Origin of the sequence: Maribacter sp. X9 (genome assembly GCF_048537565.1) — a bacterium.
In the GTDB taxonomy this organism is placed as follows: Bacteria; Bacteroidota; Bacteroidia; order Flavobacteriales; family Flavobacteriaceae; genus Maribacter.
In genome coordinates, this window is record NZ_CP183215.1 from 2004556 (window position 1) to 2021240 (window position 16685).

A 16685-nucleotide genomic window follows, 5' to 3' on the forward strand; every position below is an offset into this window, starting at 1 on the left:
AGAAATAATATTTAAAAAAAAAGCCCTGTCAATACTCAATGAAAGGGCTTTTTAGTTGGTATCAGTTCACCGATTTATCTATTTTTTTGTGAAGTAGCTGCACCCTCCTTAAATCATCGGATGCTTGTAAAAGTTTATTTTTGAGCGACGGATTCAAATCTGGGTTATCTTCTAAAAAAGTTTGTATGATATCGTATGCTTCTGCTGAAGAATAGTTGCCAATAGTACTGTTCAACCAACGTTTCGGAAAGAAAATATCCCCTGTTTTTTGAATTTCATCGAGTAGGTCTAGACTCGGTCGTAAATAGGAAATGGATTCCTTTTGGTGGATTGGATGATTTAAATTGTCCATTGCCGTGGCGACCCATGATTCCTTCGCTCTATTTTTTTCCGATTTAAGCGATTCGAAGAATTCATTTTTCACACGGTTATCCTTAGAGACCGAGGCTAGTAAGAATTCAAAACGTTCAAGTTTATCCGGGTTGGTAATCGCTTCCTTTGCCGTTGACAGAATAGAACTACTTTCTTTGTGTCCGTATAAAGCAAGATCCATAGCCAGTTCCGTATAATCGTCGTCGTTGAGTTTTAAATTAGGAATTTGGGTTTCGGTTTTCCAAATGCTATAGAGTTGATTTAAAGAATTTCCAGAATAGGCAATCGAACGAAAAACGTTGAAAATAGTTTTCTTTAGATTCGATGAACTATCTGAATTGAGTTCCTTCCATAATTCTTCCGCTAGAAGGGGTTGATACACGGTTCTTTGTTCATTTGAAAGGTATTTCCAATACATAGAGCGTATATAGCCTGATAGCAAGTTCACCAAGATGGGATTTTTTTCTTTTTGAATAGCCGATAGAAAGTTATCTAACAGTTGGGAAGCTTCTATCGCTCCCGTTAACGTATTTTCGTAAGCATTGATATAGGTGTACCCACGTGTAACTTCGTCTGATATGCTTCCTATTGTGGTTAATATTGGTTCTTGTATTGGAAAAATACCATACCCAAGACCGTTGGAGTTATAATAAACAGCTAAAGGTTTAAGTTTGCCAATTGCTTGTTTGATTATTTGTTTTTTAGTTTTTATAGCTATCGTTATCGTTTCCAAAGTATCAGGATAAACCAATGAAATGTCAAAAGTTTGCGGCCAAATGTGCTTACTGTTATCTTCGGCATTTTGGATCAGTTTAAAATCGGTTATTCTTCCTTCGGGATTATAGACAATTGAATCGGTGAAAATGGGTCGGCTTGAACTGTTTACCCAAACTTCGCTCCACGCCTCTAAATCAATCTCTGACTTCTTATCCAAAATCTGGATCAGATCGTTCCATACTGCATTTCCATAGGCATAGGTTTTAATATACTCCTGTATACCTTCTTGAAATGCCTGTTTTCCCATGGCTCCTTCTAATTGGCGCATCATAATCGGCGCTTTGTTGTAAATAATGCTACCGTATAGTGAACCGGCATTGTTGAGATTTTCTAGATTTTGCCGTATTGGATTAGTGCCTAAAGTTCTATCTTCACCATAAGCTCTTGGGTAATGGGTGGTCATAAACGATAGGTCATGGTTGATTTTCGGGAAGGCAGGATTCACAATTTTATCTGCCATAAAATTGGCAAAAACCTCTTTCATCCATACGTCATTGAACCAATCCATAGTGACCAAATCCCCAAACCACATATGTGAGGTTTCGTGAGCGATTAGCTTGGCTCTACTTAATATTCTATTTTCAGTTGCACTTTCGTCTAAAAATAGGGCGTCTTCGCGATATTGAATGGCACCTACATGCTCCATGCCACCATATTGAAAACCGGGTATGGCTGCGAAATCTAATTTTTGAAAGGGAAATGAATAGGCTGTATAATCTTGAAGAAAAGAAACCGCTTGATGATGTAGGTTGAAAATGGAATCGGTACTATAGGAAATTTTATTACTATCGGTTTCTCTATATAACAGGGTCATTTTAAATTCGCCTATTTTTTGCTTGACGGTTTCAAATTTTCCTGCTACAAAGGAGAACAAATAAGTGCTCATTTTGTCAGAGGGTGCGAAGGTGTGCGTAATGAACGCTCCATTTTCCTCTTGTTGCACTTGTGGAGCTCCGCAGAGGACCGTCCAGTTTTTGGGAGCTATTATTTTCAAGTTGTAAACAGCCTTTAAATTTGGTTGGTCAAAGCACGGGAACAACGTTCTTGCACGATCCGGAACTAAAAGTGTATAGAGGAATTCCTCATTACGGTTAAGGGAAAGCTCACCTGCAATAAAATTTATATTAACTGTATTGCTACCTTCTCTAAGAAGCTTCTTTGGTAAAGTAAGGTGTTCTTTTTTATGATTGATCGGTGCTTCATGGCCATTTACCGATAGTGACTTTATTTTTGAGGTTTCATCTTTGAAATCTAAGTAAACCGGTGCATTGACCGTATTTAAATTGAAATCGAGAACAAGATTGGATTGGATTGGATTCTCCTTCTCATTTGGAATTTTAAAAATCAAGTTATATCTGATTTTTGAAAGGTACGTAGCACGATTTTCGGCTAAGGTTAAGGAAACACCATTAGAAAGTGAATCCTCATTTTTTGAGTTATTCTTGTTCGAGCACGCTGTGAATAAAGTAATAAACAGTAAATAGAGGTAAACTCTTTTCATTTTAGTGACATTGGTTGGGGTTGTGAAATTACCCTAAAGCACAATGTATTGCAATAGAAAGAGGGGTAAAATTAAATGGTACGGTTAATATTTTTAAAGTGTTATGCGTATAATTGACCATAGTTCTTACGCGAACCACATTAAATATTTTCTTTTCGGTTTTATAGCAGAACTAGTGGGACGTTGAAAAATAGGTCTGAGATATATTTAGGTATTTTAAGCTTTGAGAATTTTACTGTCCACCAGATCCTACGTAAGCGTTCCAATCTTTTTCTTTGTAAATATTATCACCGAAATAGCGGGCTATATTTAAAAAAGGCTCAGGTTTTTGATAACCCGGCAGAGGGGATAACATGTTCAGTTTCTCGTCCAAGAAGATAGTAGTTGGGTAGCTCATTCTACCTTGCATTAGCGCTGCGGCGAATTCATGATACCCATTTCTTCCAGAAGGAACGAATTTGTAGGTCTTGCCTTTAAATTCAATGGGTTCCTTGCCTTCGCCATTCATCTTTACCATATAATAGTTTTCTGCCATATATGCCGCAACTTCAGCGTTTTGAAATGTATCCTTGTCCATTTTTTTACACCAGCCACACCAATCGGTGTATACATCAATGAAAACTTTTTTAGGATTTTTATCAGTTGCAGATAACTTTGCCGCCTCATCCCAAGTAAGCCATTTCACTTCTTGCGCATATAATGCACTTGAAAAGATAAGCATAGCTACCACTAGAGCAATTTTACTAAAGAAAAGGGGGATGAGTTTCATATTTTTTCGGTATTAGTCAAATAACCATACTAAAACTAACGAATTTTTCCTTTCTTTATTTTACTTTGGCGGCTTCCTTAACTGAAAATAAATCTTTTATATCCACTTGATTTCTAATGAGGTCATCAAAAGTTTCTCGCTCACGAATCAAAATTGCTTTTCCTTTATGCCAAAGTACTTCGGGTGGTCTGAACCTTGAATTATAGTTGCTGGCCATCGTAAAACAATAGGCACCTGCATTTTTAAAGCAAAGAATATCACCTTCTGTAATTTCGTTTATTCTTTTATTGCTGGCAAACGTATCAGTCTCACAAATATAGCCTACAACAGAATAGTATCTTTCGCGGCCTTCAGGGTTCGATATATTTTTAATGCTGTGGGTAGCTCCGTATAGCATTGGACGAATCAAATGATTGAAACCGGAATCAACACTGGCAAAAACGGTTGAAGTGGTCTGTTTTACAACATTTACTTTAGCTAGGAAAACACCCGCTTCACTGACCAAGAACTTACCTGGTTCAAAGGCAAGCGTAAGGTCTTTACCATATTCTTTACAAAATTCATTAAAACGGGTACTTAGTTTTTTCCCCAACTCCTCAACATTGGTTTCAATATCACCCTCTTTATAAGGTACTTTAAACCCACTTCCAAAATCGATAAAATCTAAATTTTTAAAATTACGGGCAGTATCAAAAAGAATTTCAGAGGCATATAAGAATACATCGATATCTAAAATATCACTACCGGTATGCATGTGTATTCCGTTAATGTTCATTTTTGTTAAATCGACGATACGCAACAAATGCGGAATCTGATGAATACTAATACCGAATTTTGAGTCAATATGCCCTACAGATATATTTGAATTTCCACCTGCCATGACATGTGGATTGATTCGTATACAAACAGGAATGTTGGGATGTTTGCTGCCAAATTGTTCCAGAATGGAAAGATTGTCTATGTTAATACGTACCCCAAGTTTGGAAGCTTCTTCAATTTCTTCCAAAGAAACACCATTAGGCGTAAAAATGATGGACTCTGGTTTAAAACCTGCCAAAAGCCCCAATTGTACTTCTTGGATTGAAACGGTGTCCAAACCGCTACCGAGACTGTTCATTAGTCTTAACACCGTAATATTCGATAGCGCTTTGGCAGCGTAGTTAAGCTTTAATTTCTTCACTGATCCAAAAGCTTTGGTCAGTCTATTGAATTGGGAAATTATTTTTTCAGAGTCATATACGTATACAGGATCGCCATACGTTTTTGCTATTTGCAACAAATCCTCATTCTTCATACCATCAAATTTTAGACAAATTTAGTTTTCTAATTTGTCAAGAACAAAAATAACCACTTAAAAACAATAAAAATAACAAAATGTGTTATTTGTAACATTTTATTGAAGTAATATTTTGTAGTCGTTTGATGTCCTTTGTATTTTTATAGAATGAAAATACCTCTATTTCCGCTGCCGTCTATATTTTTTCCTGGTGAAACGGTGCCACTCCACATATTTGAGGAACGCTACAAACAACTGATCAATGATTGTAGGAATGAGGCCATTACTTTTGGAATTCCGGTTTTCATTAATAATAAAATGGAATTTGGGACAGAGGTTCAATTGGTAGAGGTTGTGAATACCTATGACAATGGTGAAATGGATGTGGTCTGTGTGGCAAGGCAAGTTTTTAAACTCTTGACTTTTGACAATAAAATGGATGGTAAATTGTATGCCGGAGGCATTGTTAAACTAATGGAGTACGATTATAACGCGAACGATGAAAAAAAACAGACTATTTTAGACGGAATACGGCAGTTATATACCATGATGGACGTGCCATTCAAAGGGTATGCGGTATCGGCGTTCAACAGTTTTACATTGGCCCATAAAATAGGGCTATCGCCAGAGCAGGAATATCAACTTTTACAGCTGCCAAAGGAAAATGACCGTTTAAATTTTATTGGATTGCATTTGACGGCGACCATAACCGTTTTGTCAGAAGTGGAGCGAACCAAAAAAATAATTGAACTTAATGGGCACTTCAAAAATTTTGACCCCTTAGATTTTAAGGATTTGAAAATGTAAAATAGACGGTTATAATTGAATTCAAGTGATTTTAATCACTTAATTAGCGCAGTTATCCCAATTAATCACCTCTATTTTTAGATTATTACCTCCTGTTTCCTATTTTTGTCCAACAATTAAAATCACCATATATATGAACCTTCACGAATATCAAGGAAAAGAGATATTAGCAAGTTTTGGGGTGCGCATCCAAAGAGGAATAGTTGCCCATAATGCAAAAGAAGCTGTTGAGGCGGCAAAGCAATTAACTGCTGAAACAGGAACAGGATGGCATGTTGTTAAAGCTCAGGTACATGCAGGTGGTCGTGGAAAAGGTGGTGGTGTGAAATTGGCCAAAAATCTTAAGGAAGTAGAAGAATTGGCAAACCAGATCATAGGAATGAATTTGGTTACGCCGCAAACTTCTGCAGAAGGTAAAAAAGTACACCAAGTATTGATTGCAGAAGATGTGTATTACCCAGGGGATAGCGAGACAAGTGAATTCTATATGTCGGTTTTATTGAACAGGGCTACAGGTAAGAATATGATAATGTATTCTACTGAAGGTGGAATGGATATTGAAGAGGTTGCTGAAAAGACACCACACCTAATATTTACTGAGGAAATTGATCCTGCTACCGGAATTTTAGGCTTTCAGGCAAGAAAGATCGCATTTAACTTAGGGCTTTCGGGTACCGCTTTCAAAGAGATGACAAAATTTGTTACCGCTCTGTATACGGCTTATGTAGAAAGTGATTCTAGCATGTTCGAGATCAATCCAGTATTGAAAACGTCCGATGATAAGATTATGGCGGTGGATGCAAAAGTGTCCATTGATGATAATGCATTATATCGTAGAAAGAAATATGCCGATATGCGTGATCTACGAGAAGAGAACCCAATAGAGGTCGAAGCTAGGGAAGTAGGTCTTAACTATGTCGATTTAGATGGTAATGTTGGCTGCATGGTGAACGGAGCAGGTCTTGCCATGGCCACAATGGATTTAATTAAAATGGCAGGCGGTGAGCCAGCCAATTTCTTGGATGTAGGCGGTACTGCAGATGCTAAAAGAGTTGAGGAAGCATTTCGAATCATTTTGAAAGATCCTAATGTTAAAGCAATTCTTATAAATATTTTCGGAGGTATCGTACGTTGTGACCGTGTAGCTCAGGGGGTTGTTGATGCTTATAAAAATATGGGAGATGCTATGAAAGTTCCAATTATTGTAAGACTTCAAGGAACTAATGCAGAACTAGCCAAGGAAATTATCGATAATTCAGGACTAGCAGTTCATTCTGCAGTTCAATTTCAGGAAGCAGCAGATAAAGTAAAAGAAGTATTAGGCTAGTACGGTAATCATCTTATTTGTTAAAATAGTATTGGTAAAAGGTCACCTGTTTTGGTGGCCTTTTTTTATTGTTTCTGTTAATATGTTGTAAAAAGTGTAATAATTGATTAAAAAAAACATTATTAATTATGACATGCATAATTAATAATGTTAAATATTATCATATTCTAATTTTTAATACGTTATTTTGTTATATAGATAATTTATGAAATCATCTAGTATCATATAAAATCATTTAAAATTAATAATATGAAAAAAATAAGTATTCTTTTGGTCATGACTATGGCCTTGAGCATTGGTACTGTTTTGGCCAATGATAATCAACCGAAGAAAGATAAGGAGACCCAGTGGTTAACTACCCAGGTCTATGAAATGTTAGCGGATCAGACTATCCCAGACGACATTAGGGGGGCTAAAGCTCAAATTAGAATAGCCATGGCAGACGATGGCATGTTTAGAATATTATCAGTTGAGACTAATAATATTAAACTTAAGGAATTTTTAAAAGAGGGAATAGACCTTAAAAATCTTGACGCAGGTAAAAAGGATGTAGTTTACGTAATTCCTGTTGAAATAGCGGATTAATTTTTCTTGTTGAAGTAAATAAAAAAAGAACCCTTTTTAGGGTTCTTTTTTTATTCCTTGTAGTCAGTATTCCTTCATAGAAGTTATTCAACTACTTCAAATATGATTTTAAATTATCACTAAGTTGAAAGTCACCAAGTGGGTCATAAGTATTGGCAGCGTGAAAAAATAGTTAAGGCTTTTTAAAGCGCATTTTTTTAAAATTTTACCAGCGTACATTTGACATGATTTAGAGAAGATTTTGATTAAAACTATGTTAAAATTAAATTCAATGGTAACATTCTCATTTTTCAAACGTCTTTTTAATAAATCATCATCAATCATTTAACAATCAATCTTTAGAATAACTGAAGATAAAAACAAAAAGTCATGAGAAAATTAAGTTTAGTAATGGTAGCTGCAGTGCTACTAGCAACAGGTAATGTATTAGCCAACGACAGAGACGGTTCAAAACCAGTTAAAAGCCTTTCTTCGCAAATTTTCACAATGTTAGAGGAGAATAATTTTTCTGAAAACTATTCTGATTTAACTGCCCAGGTACGTTTTACGCTGAATGCTGAAGGAGAAATTGTTGTACTTTCTGTAGATACCGAGTTTTCTGAAATGGAAATTTTCGTAAAGAACAGGTTAAACTATAAAAAGGTGGATTTGGATAACGTAGAGGAAGGAAAAATCTATACTATCCCTGTTCGTGTAAAAGCTTAGTCTGATAACAGATTAACTGAAAAATCCTGATGCATTATTCGTATCAGGATTTTTTTTTGTTTTTATATTTCACGGGTGTAATAGCATTATCGACATTCTTCAGTTGTTTGCTTTTGAAATCACCTTTACTCGGAATATTTTTATTCGACTTTTCTGAAGCCTTAGCAACGCCTAATAATACTTCACCCGGATTTTTTGGATTCTCTTTGGTACCCCTGAGATGCAATACTAGGCCATTAAGGAAATTGCGTAGCACTTGATCACCACATTCCATGTAATTAGGGTGGTTCTCGTTTCTGAAAAATGCGCTTAATTCACTTTTTGAGATCTTAAAATCTACCAACTGTAGGATGTCTACAATTTCATCGTCACGAAATTTTAAAGCTACCCTCAATTTCTTAAAAATATCATTATTGGTCATACTGCTCAGTTAAGTGGTGCAAGGTATTACATTATTTAATGAAAACAGAATTTAGGTTTTTATACAAAATGGGTATGCAAAGGCATTTATATAAAGCATATAAAGTTGGTCCGTTTGAAATTTGTGCGAATAGTTACTTTATCTATAAATAGTAACATATGAACGGCAGTTTTATGCCATTGAACTATTCTGGCATATTTAAATTATAGGTATACGGTAATTTTGTTGCTTCTTAAAATAAAGGAATTCAAATGAAATTATCGTTAGTGGCTTTGGTGTCAATCTGCACCATGTTTAGTTCATGTACTAGTACAGAAATTCAAAAAGAAGAAGAAACGGTTTCTACCCTAGATTCTGTAGAAACGGAACTATACGAATTAGTTAATATATTTAGAGCCGAAAACGGCTTAGAGGTCTTTGTCTACAATAATTCGGCACAAACTTATGCACGGGAGCATAATGCATATATGATTTCAAGAAATGCAATTAGCCACGACAATTTTGTTATGAGATCTTCAGATTTATCGGTAAAATTAAATGCCGTTAAGGTATCTGAAAATGTCGGAAGGTATTACAACACTGCAGAGGAGGTTTTTGAGGCTTGGACAAATAGTGAAAAACACGTAAAAAATATTTTAGGGGATTATAGGGAAACAGCTATATCGGTAAGTGAAGACGATAATGGAGGTCTTTACTTCACCCAAATATTTATAAAGTAATACTCTGGATGTGGATTTTTTGGTAATTAAAAATCTCATTTATAGGGAAAAAAAGGTATCCCCCGCCCTTTACTCCATATTGTAATTGAAAAACGAATAAACATTCCGTGATTGTGTTAATTGATTATTTTTATAATCCGTTTTAAAGGCAGACCCAAGCCTAAATCAGTTCGTTTTAATAGAAATTAAACCTTTGTTCATTTAATGCAAAAAAGAGTATATTCTTATTAATTTGATATTTAATATAGTTATTATTAGATTTTTATTTAAAAAAGGAGTTTATTTTTGATTTAAACTATATAAATCGAAAATGATTTATTTGCGTTTCATCGATTATTTAGGTAGTTCGTCGATGTCCGTCTTCATCACATCGTAATCCTGTTAAAGACAAAAACCAAACCTGATTCATGGTCGTTAGTATTGTAAGAAAAAACTTATAATATTCTCGATATGATAAAAAACTACCCATCCAGAATTTTGAGTATAGTTTTGGTTGTTATCCTTAATTTGGGTATGCAATCATTGTATGGTCAAAGCATACAATTTGCTCAAGTTATCCGTAGTGAAGACCATGTTGATTTTTCAAATCGATCAATTGACGGAAACTTATTATCTAACGCCACCATTAATGCCAATTCAGGAGTAGCTCTTGGAATTGGTTCTTATTCGGGTCATTTAGAACTTGAATTTGCAAGCATACTCCCATCTTATCAAACCAGTTATGTACGTATAGACACAGAAGATGATCTTCTACAATTCTTACTAGGTGGCTCTTTGGGTAATTTACTTGCCGATGTGGTAGGTGCCGTTATTTTGGGAAATCAAGAATTTGCCATTGAAGTTAAGAATACTAATACTCAAGTTCTACAGGCAGATTCTGCTATCGATAATGATTTTGCCACGGATCAATTACGTATCGTCACTAATAATGTTGGAGACTATTTTTTAGCGGTTTCACCGAGCTCATCTTATAACAGATTAAGAATAACGAACAGAGTGGGTTCTTTGGTAGGTTTGAGCACTCAAAAATCTTTAGACGTATTTGGTGCTTTTTATGCAGATGGTACTAATTCCTGCTTGGCTCCCACCTATACTTCTTTCGATGGATTAGGTATTACGTTAGATCTTTTGCAGGTGGCGGGGTCCGGGGTGACAAATCCGGAGTTTGCTATAGACACTGATAAAAATTCATTTTCCGAATTGGGGTTTGGAGTAGTCGGCGTTGCGGCAACCTTAACGCAGACAGTTTACTTTGATGCGTTATCAGATGCCGATGATGTGTTTTATGTAACCATTGGAATGGACCCATCATTAGTGCAGCTAGGGGTATTGAACACTATTGAAATAGCTGGCACTAATGGCTCTTCATCTCCAGGTTTTACGAATTCCCTGAGCAATCTGCTAGACTTAGACTTGTTAGGATTGTTAAATCAAAATGGATTTGTTGAAGTGCCGATTAGACCTGGTATTCCTGTAGATCGATTATCTGTTGACTTTAATTCTCTATTGGGCGTGGGTCTAGATCAGAGAATTCGAATATATGATGTTAGAAATGCTCCCGCAGAACCAACTATTGATCCCGGTTCTGAAAATTTAACAATTTGTGCAGGAACGACCGCAAATCTAATTGCTACTGCCGAAAATAGTATGACCGAAGAATTGTTATGGTATGATGCGGAAACTGGTGGCAATCTTTTAGCCGTTCTGGATTCTGGTGAAGTCTTTACCACTCCCATTTTAAATTCAGGAACTACTTATTATGTATCTGCAGGTGAAAAGGGATGTGTCGAAGAATCACCAAGGGTCGCAGTACAAGTGAGTGTGGTACCCTTACCGACTGCAGCTGATATCGATATTGAAAAACAAAATGACGGACTCTGTAATTCAGGTGAACTTACTGTTATTCCCTCTAGTGAAATTGCAGGTTCGTTCAAGTGGTATTTTGATGACACTGGTTCTAATGAAATAAATGATAATTCAACGATAGATAATATTACGTATTCGATTTCAACAGAGGGTAAATTGACCGTCAGTGGATTACAAGATGATTTTACGGATTTTAGTGTGTATGTTAAATTGATTGAAATAGCTGCATCTTGCGAGAATGCTCTGGGAGATTTGAAGGAAGTCACTATAGCTCCTGAAGATTTAGAATTTGAGGCTGATATCGTTTTGGAAACCTTAGTGTCGCTTCCAGAAATATTAAATCTGTCAACGACCGGCACTATCAATTCTGATGAAATAACAATTTGTGCTGGCACCAGTATAGATTTGTTGGCTACCATTGAAAATGATTTAGGTCTTGAAGTAAGATGGTATGATGCATTGACCGGGGGAAACCTTTTGACGAATTTAAGCTCTGGAACATCTTTCAATACAGGTATCCTTAATGAAACCACTAACTTCTATGTTTCGGTGGGTAGTTTGGGTTGCCCTGGTGAATCTTTAAGAGCGACTATAACGGTTACTGTCTTGGATAGACCTACGGCAACGGATATTGAAGTATTAGGTGCTGAAAACCCTGTATGTAGCTTTAGTGATATTGTTTTGGTCCCAACAAGCGCGATTAATGGAACCTACGAATGGTTTTTTGATAATAATGCCACAAATCAGATTGTTGATGGATTGGTTTTAGGAGCTGTTACGTATTCAATTTCAAATACAGGAACATTGACAATAAGTGGTTTAAATGAAGGTGGTTCCCCCTATTCCTATTTTGTGCGATTGGAGCGTGATATTACTGGCTGCTTTAATGAAGATGGCAATTTGAAACAGGTTTCTGTAGCTGTGATCGATTCTAATTTTAGCGCAGATGCCACGTTAAATACGGTTATTAATCTAGATGACGTGTTGAACATCAATAGTGGAAATACAAATATCATCTTATCAGGGTCTGTGTCTGGCGATGTAAATAGTGGTGATGTAATAACACTGAGGCTAAATGAAGAGGAATATACAGGTTCTTTAGATGCTAGCTTAAATTACAGCATTGTAGTAGATGGGTTTGATGTTTTATTGGATGCCGATAATCAGGTAGAGTTACTCATAGATTATGGTTCTTGTAGTTTTGTAAAACAATTACCGTTGCCATTACCAACACTGCCCTCAGAAAATACAACACAGGTGTTTTGTGCTTTGGATAATCCTACCATTTTAGATTTACAACTAGCCTTAGATGATGGGTTACTCTTCGATGCCCTTGTAGGAGGTAATCTTCTTGATGAAAATACAGCTCTTGTTGATGGAACGGTCTATTATACCGGTCTATTGAATATCCCTTTAACCGTGTTTTCACGGGTTGCCATAACCGTGAGCTTAGTCGATGTTGAACCACCAACCACAACTGCAGATTTCCAAACCTTTTGTGAGAATACTGACCCTATAATTGGTGATATACAAGTGGATCAAAATAATGTATTGTTTTATGACAGTTCGACCGGGGGTGTGGCACTTGATCCTAATTCTGAATTAGAAAATGGAAATTATTATGTTTCACGCTTAGAAAATGGTTGTGAAAGTGAGGATCGTTTATTGATAAATGTATCCATTATTGAAAATGATGCTATTAGTTTAAACGGTCAAATTGCAGAAGCTTGTATTGGAAGGACCTATACCTATACAACCGATAGTGGACAGGCCAACTACGAATGGTCTGTAACGGGAGGTTCCATAATCGATGGTGGTTCCGTAGCCGATGACTTTGTTAGCGTTTCTTGGAACCAATTACAAGATGCTTCGCTTCAGGTGGCATACGTAAGTTCTAACGGCTGCAGTACGAATAACGAATTGACGGTCGAAATTGAAACGGTACGTTGTGGAGAGGTTCTTGGATCTGAATTTTGTTTAGAGGTTTTCAACGAGTTTACTCCTAATTCAGACGGTTTTAACGACTTTTTTGAAGTTGCCTGTATCACAGATTATGTGAATAATACGGTCACCGTGTACAACAGAAATGGCAATAAAGTTTTTGAAACACAGAATTATCAAAATAACTGGAACGGTATTGCCAATGTTGGGGGAGTCTTGAATAAAGGAGATCATTTACCGGCAGGTACATATTACTACGTGATAAATATTCCCGAACTAGGAAGAAATTTAATGGGTTGGCTTCAGCTAGCTAGATAGGTCTTAGCTAAAATTTATCCAAAAATCTAAATAAAACATCATGAAAAATAATACTACTTTAAAGAGTAACTTCTTCGCTTACCTGATTTTCGGCCTAATGACGGCTGCAATGTACGGTCAGCAAAGGCCCCAATACACACAGTACATGTATAATACTCAGGCCATAAATTCTGGCTATACGGGTACACAGGGTAAATTAGCGGCAAGTTTATTATATAGGACACAGTGGGTGGGTATAGATGGTGCTCCAGAAACGCAAAGTTTCACGGCACATGGCTTGGTGAAAGATAGAATAGGTCTAGGCCTTACCATTCTTAACGATAATCTGGGAGCTTCAAATAATTTTGAGGTGAATGCGAATTTTGCCTATCATATAAGAACAGGTCAATCTACAACTTTATCATTAGGTCTAAATGCGGGTTTGGATATTTTTAATATCGATTATTCTAAAGGTAATATTGCGAACGGATTAGATCCCGTATTTCAAGAGAACTTGAATGAAACAAGACCTATTGTAGGTGCGGGTATTTTTTACTTCGGGTCCAAATGGTATTTGGGGATATCCAGTAATAACCTTCTGAATTCTCAAATCTACAATGATAACGAAAGTATGGTAACTGAAAGAAAGAGCCAATATTATTTTATGGGAGGCTACGTATTTGACCTCGGTAGATCCGTAAAGTTCAAACCAGCGGTATTGACAAAACATGTATCAGGTTCACCGATTACGGTAGATGCATCGGCAAATTTTCTTTTGCGCGAGCGCTTAAGTTTAGGATTGGCATATAGATATGATGATGCCATCAGCGCCCTCGCAGGATTTTATATCACCGATAACTTTTTCTTAGGCTACGCTTATGACTACTCACTGACCGGTCTTGAAAATTATAATGATGGATCACATGAAATAATTTTAACCTATAATCTTGAGGGTCTTAAGAAGAGGGCTTTATCTCCAAGATTCTTTTAAATCGATTATTATGAAAATAAAACTACTACATACATGCTTCATGTTGGGTGCTATTTTAGCCTTGCAAGCGCAAACAAAAGAGGAAAGGGCAAATGAATATTTTAAGAATTTCAAATTTGATAAGGCTATTTCACTTTATGCCCAAATAGTCGACAAAGGAAAAAAATCTGATGTTCATGTAATTCAAAATTTAGCGGATAGTTATTTCAATAGAGGAGAATATTCAAATGCTGAAAAGTGGTATTCTAAATTATATATGTTAAAGGGAAATGAAGTAGGGGAGAACAACATCATTAAATTGGTTCAATGTTTAAAAGCTGATATGGATTTGGAACGCGCCGATGAGGTTTTACTATCCTACTATCAAGATCAAAACAGATTGAACATGATAGTGGCGCAAAGAAACAATTTGGACAGCTTATTATTGACCGATGCCCAATATAAAATGGATAGTCTTGCTTTCAATAGTCCTAAATCGGATTTTTCTCCCGCTTTTTATAGAGATGGTATGATCGTTTTTTCAAGTACGCGAGATTCCATAAAGGCAGGTGGTAAAATATATCCTTGGAACAATCAGCCGTACTTGGATTTATTCGTGACCAGACCAATGGACAAAGAATATGTTCCCGATAAATTTCTGGTCGATGAACTATCTGATTTTCATGATGCCTCTGTTGTATTCTCTAAGAATAAGGAAAGAATTTACCTTACGCGTAATTATTTTAAAAAGGGAAAATTGGAGGCCAATAAAGACGGACTTTCAAATATGCAGATTGTAAAGGGAGAGATGTATAACGGTGAAATCAATGACGTGATTTCACTGTCGATCAACGATGAAGAGTATTCTTGTGGTCATCCGGCATTAAGCGCCAACGGCAGATACCTCTATTTTACATCCAATATGCCTGGAGGTTATGGTGGTTCAGACATTTATGTGGTTTCACTTTCAACTGACGGAAGAGTGGTCTCGCCGCCAATGAATTTGGGTCCGGCGATAAATACAAAAGGTAGGGAAATGTTTCCCTATGTCGTAAATGATGTGCTTTATTTTTCTTCGGATGGACATTATGGACTTGGAGGGTTGGATCTTTTTAAATCCAAAATCATATCAAAGGATGAATACTCGCTTCCGTTGAACATGGGTACTCCTTTCAATAGTAATATGGATGATTTTTCATTGATAATACAAGAGCAATCCCCAAAGGGATATTTTGCCTCTAATAGAATGGGCGGGGTTGGTGATGATGATATTTATTATTTTGAAAAAATAGAACCTACTGATTGTCTTACCTACTCGGGTCAAGTATTAAATGAACTGACAAAGCAACCGGTTCCTTTTGCAAATGTTGAGGTTAAAAACCCTACCGATGGGCTTATCGAAATTCTTTTAACGGATGAGGACGGAATGTATGAAATCAAATTACCCTGTAATCGACAGAACAGACTAGTCTTCTTTAAAGATCGTTTTTCCAAGAAAACAATCATCGTGCCTACATCTAAAACGCCTCAAACAGCATCTAGGGATCATAGGGTATATCTAACGCCTTACGATGAAATTGTAGAACGTGATGGTGATGTCGAAAAAATAAAAGTTGATCCCATCTATTTTGAGTACGATAAATCTAGAATAACGGCCAGGGCAGAAATAGAATTACACAAAGTACTTTTCGCTATGCAGCAATTCCCCGATTTAAGAATAAAGATTGAATCACATACAGATGCAAGAGGTTCTGATGATTATAATTTACACCTATCGGATGCCAGGGCTAAATCTACTAGGAAATACTTGATTTCACAGGGAATCTCTCCGGATAGAATCGTAAGTGCTATCGGGTACGGAGAGAATATGTTGATCAACGATTGTAAGAATGGGGTAAAATGTTCGGATCAAGAGCACCTAGTGAACAGAAGATCCGATTTTATTGTTTTAAAACAAGATTTGGTGAGTAAATGATGAATAAAAAAAATAGATTATGGGATGTGAAAAGGAAAAATTCAAGGTTATCGCTGCAATGATAAAAGCGTCGGTAGTGGAGAATGCCATACAGCAGTCTGAATATGATTTTCTATGTTCAGTGGGAAGCAATTTAAATATAGATACAACTTTGATCGACGAGTACATGAAAGACGAGTATATTTTTGTCCTTCCTAAGAACGGAGCCCGTAAAGTCATCGGATTTTATAGAAAAGCAGCATTGACCAATAGAAAGAAGAAAAACTCTTTAAAGTGGATCAGGGGATTGTATAAAAAAGGTCCAGCGATGGGTTTGCCTTCTGAGGCGATTAATTTTTTTTTGTGACATTCATATTTGTAAAGATTGTCGGGGACGA

Annotated in this window: 13 protein-coding genes; 9 read left to right on the forward strand and 4 right to left on the reverse strand. The window is 36.3% G+C overall.

Features of this window, described 5'->3' with window-relative positions:
* Positions 1-61: 61 nt before the first annotated feature.
* The 3 genes from ACNR9Q_RS08510 to lysA form a co-directional block, all read right to left on the reverse strand.
* Positions 62-2650 carry a M1 family metallopeptidase gene (locus ACNR9Q_RS08510; RefSeq protein ID WP_419214177.1) on the reverse strand — a complete coding sequence of 863 codons (2589 nt, stop codon included), beginning with the start codon at positions 2648-2650 and terminating at the stop codon, positions 62-64.
* Between the two features lie 232 nt (positions 2651-2882).
* The gene (locus tag ACNR9Q_RS08515; RefSeq protein ID WP_419214260.1) at positions 2883-3371 is read right to left on the reverse strand and encodes a thioredoxin family protein; all 489 of its coding nucleotides are present in this window, start codon (positions 3369-3371) and stop codon (positions 2883-2885) included.
* A 103-nt stretch (positions 3372-3474) separates the two neighbouring features.
* Positions 3475-4713 carry a diaminopimelate decarboxylase gene (gene lysA / locus ACNR9Q_RS08520; protein WP_419214178.1) on the reverse strand — a complete coding sequence of 413 codons (1239 nt, stop codon included), beginning with the start codon at positions 4711-4713 and terminating at the stop codon, positions 3475-3477.
* A gap of 150 nt (positions 4714-4863) precedes the next feature.
* Between lysA and ACNR9Q_RS08525 the strand changes: the two genes are divergently transcribed.
* The 4 genes from ACNR9Q_RS08525 (at position 4864) to ACNR9Q_RS08540 (ending at position 8119) form a co-directional block, all read left to right on the forward strand.
* Positions 4864-5502, forward strand: coding sequence for an LON peptidase substrate-binding domain-containing protein (locus ACNR9Q_RS08525; RefSeq protein WP_419214179.1), 639 nt, complete (start codon positions 4864-4866; stop codon positions 5500-5502).
* 133 nt (positions 5503-5635) lie between these two features.
* Complete coding sequence (gene sucC / locus ACNR9Q_RS08530) at positions 5636-6829, forward strand: ADP-forming succinate--CoA ligase subunit beta (RefSeq protein ID WP_419214180.1); 1194 nt, start codon at positions 5636-5638, stop codon at positions 6827-6829.
* 249 nt (positions 6830-7078) lie between these two features.
* Entirely contained in the window at positions 7079-7414 is a 336-nt protein-coding gene (locus ACNR9Q_RS08535; protein WP_419214181.1) for a hypothetical protein, read from the forward strand.
* 369 nt (positions 7415-7783) lie between these two features.
* Complete coding sequence (locus ACNR9Q_RS08540; RefSeq protein ID WP_419214182.1) at positions 7784-8119, forward strand: hypothetical protein; 336 nt, start codon at positions 7784-7786, stop codon at positions 8117-8119.
* Between the two features lie 43 nt (positions 8120-8162).
* On the opposite strand, the gene ACNR9Q_RS08545 is transcribed toward ACNR9Q_RS08540, so the two are convergent.
* Positions 8163-8540: a DUF1456 family protein gene (locus tag ACNR9Q_RS08545; RefSeq protein ID WP_419214183.1), complete on the reverse strand. Its 378-nt coding sequence runs from the start codon at positions 8538-8540 to the stop codon at positions 8163-8165.
* Between the two features lie 251 nt (positions 8541-8791).
* Here ACNR9Q_RS08545 and ACNR9Q_RS08550 point away from each other — a divergent pair, with 251 nt between their 5' ends.
* The 5 genes from ACNR9Q_RS08550 to ACNR9Q_RS08570 all read left to right on the forward strand — a co-directional run bounded on the left by ACNR9Q_RS08550 (position 8792) and on the right by ACNR9Q_RS08570 (position 16654).
* The gene (locus ACNR9Q_RS08550; RefSeq protein WP_419214184.1) at positions 8792-9259 is read left to right on the forward strand and encodes a CAP domain-containing protein; all 468 of its coding nucleotides are present in this window, start codon (positions 8792-8794) and stop codon (positions 9257-9259) included.
* Positions 9260-9709: 450 nt separating this feature from the next.
* Positions 9710-13384, forward strand: coding sequence for a gliding motility-associated C-terminal domain-containing protein (locus ACNR9Q_RS08555; protein ID WP_419214185.1), 3675 nt, complete (start codon positions 9710-9712; stop codon positions 13382-13384).
* Between the two features lie 40 nt (positions 13385-13424).
* Entirely contained in the window at positions 13425-14354 is a 930-nt protein-coding gene (locus ACNR9Q_RS08560) for a type IX secretion system membrane protein PorP/SprF (RefSeq protein WP_419214186.1), read from the forward strand.
* 10 nt (positions 14355-14364) lie between these two features.
* Positions 14365-16308, forward strand: a complete 1944-nt coding sequence (locus ACNR9Q_RS08565; protein WP_419214187.1) for an OmpA family protein — start codon at positions 14365-14367, stop codon at positions 16306-16308.
* A gap of 19 nt (positions 16309-16327) precedes the next feature.
* Positions 16328-16654 (forward strand): hypothetical protein, encoded by a 327-nt coding sequence (locus ACNR9Q_RS08570; RefSeq protein ID WP_419214188.1) that lies wholly within the window; start codon positions 16328-16330, stop codon positions 16652-16654.
* Positions 16655-16685 lie beyond the last annotated feature (31 nt).

What these genes read in the sequence shown, in the direction of transcription:
- ACNR9Q_RS08560 (WP_419214186.1), top strand. Translation starts at nt 13,425, where the DNA reads ATGAAAAATAATACTACTTTAAAGAGTAACTTCTTCGCTTACCTGATT.
- ACNR9Q_RS08555 (WP_419214185.1), top strand. Translation starts at nt 9,710, where the DNA reads ATGATAAAAAACTACCCATCCAGAATTTTGAGTATAGTTTTGGTTGTT.
- ACNR9Q_RS08565 (WP_419214187.1), top strand. Translation starts at nt 14,365, where the DNA reads ATGAAAATAAAACTACTACATACATGCTTCATGTTGGGTGCTATTTTA.
- ACNR9Q_RS08550 (WP_419214184.1), top strand. Translation starts at nt 8,792, where the DNA reads ATGAAATTATCGTTAGTGGCTTTGGTGTCAATCTGCACCATGTTTAGT.
- ACNR9Q_RS08515 (WP_419214260.1), bottom strand. Translation starts at nt 3,371, where the DNA reads ATGCTTATCTTTTCAAGTGCATTATATGCGCAAGAAGTGAAATGGCTT.
- ACNR9Q_RS08540 (WP_419214182.1), top strand. Translation starts at nt 7,784, where the DNA reads ATGAGAAAATTAAGTTTAGTAATGGTAGCTGCAGTGCTACTAGCAACA.
- ACNR9Q_RS08570 (WP_419214188.1), top strand. Translation starts at nt 16,328, where the DNA reads ATGGGATGTGAAAAGGAAAAATTCAAGGTTATCGCTGCAATGATAAAA.
- ACNR9Q_RS08535 (WP_419214181.1), top strand. Translation starts at nt 7,079, where the DNA reads ATGAAAAAAATAAGTATTCTTTTGGTCATGACTATGGCCTTGAGCATT.
- lysA (WP_419214178.1), bottom strand. Translation starts at nt 4,713, where the DNA reads ATGAAGAATGAGGATTTGTTGCAAATAGCAAAAACGTATGGCGATCCT.
- sucC (WP_419214180.1), top strand. Translation starts at nt 5,636, where the DNA reads ATGAACCTTCACGAATATCAAGGAAAAGAGATATTAGCAAGTTTTGGG.
- ACNR9Q_RS08525 (WP_419214179.1), top strand. Translation starts at nt 4,864, where the DNA reads ATGAAAATACCTCTATTTCCGCTGCCGTCTATATTTTTTCCTGGTGAA.
- ACNR9Q_RS08510 (WP_419214177.1), bottom strand. Translation starts at nt 2,650, where the DNA reads ATGAAAAGAGTTTACCTCTATTTACTGTTTATTACTTTATTCACAGCG.
- ACNR9Q_RS08545 (WP_419214183.1), bottom strand. Translation starts at nt 8,540, where the DNA reads ATGACCAATAATGATATTTTTAAGAAATTGAGGGTAGCTTTAAAATTT.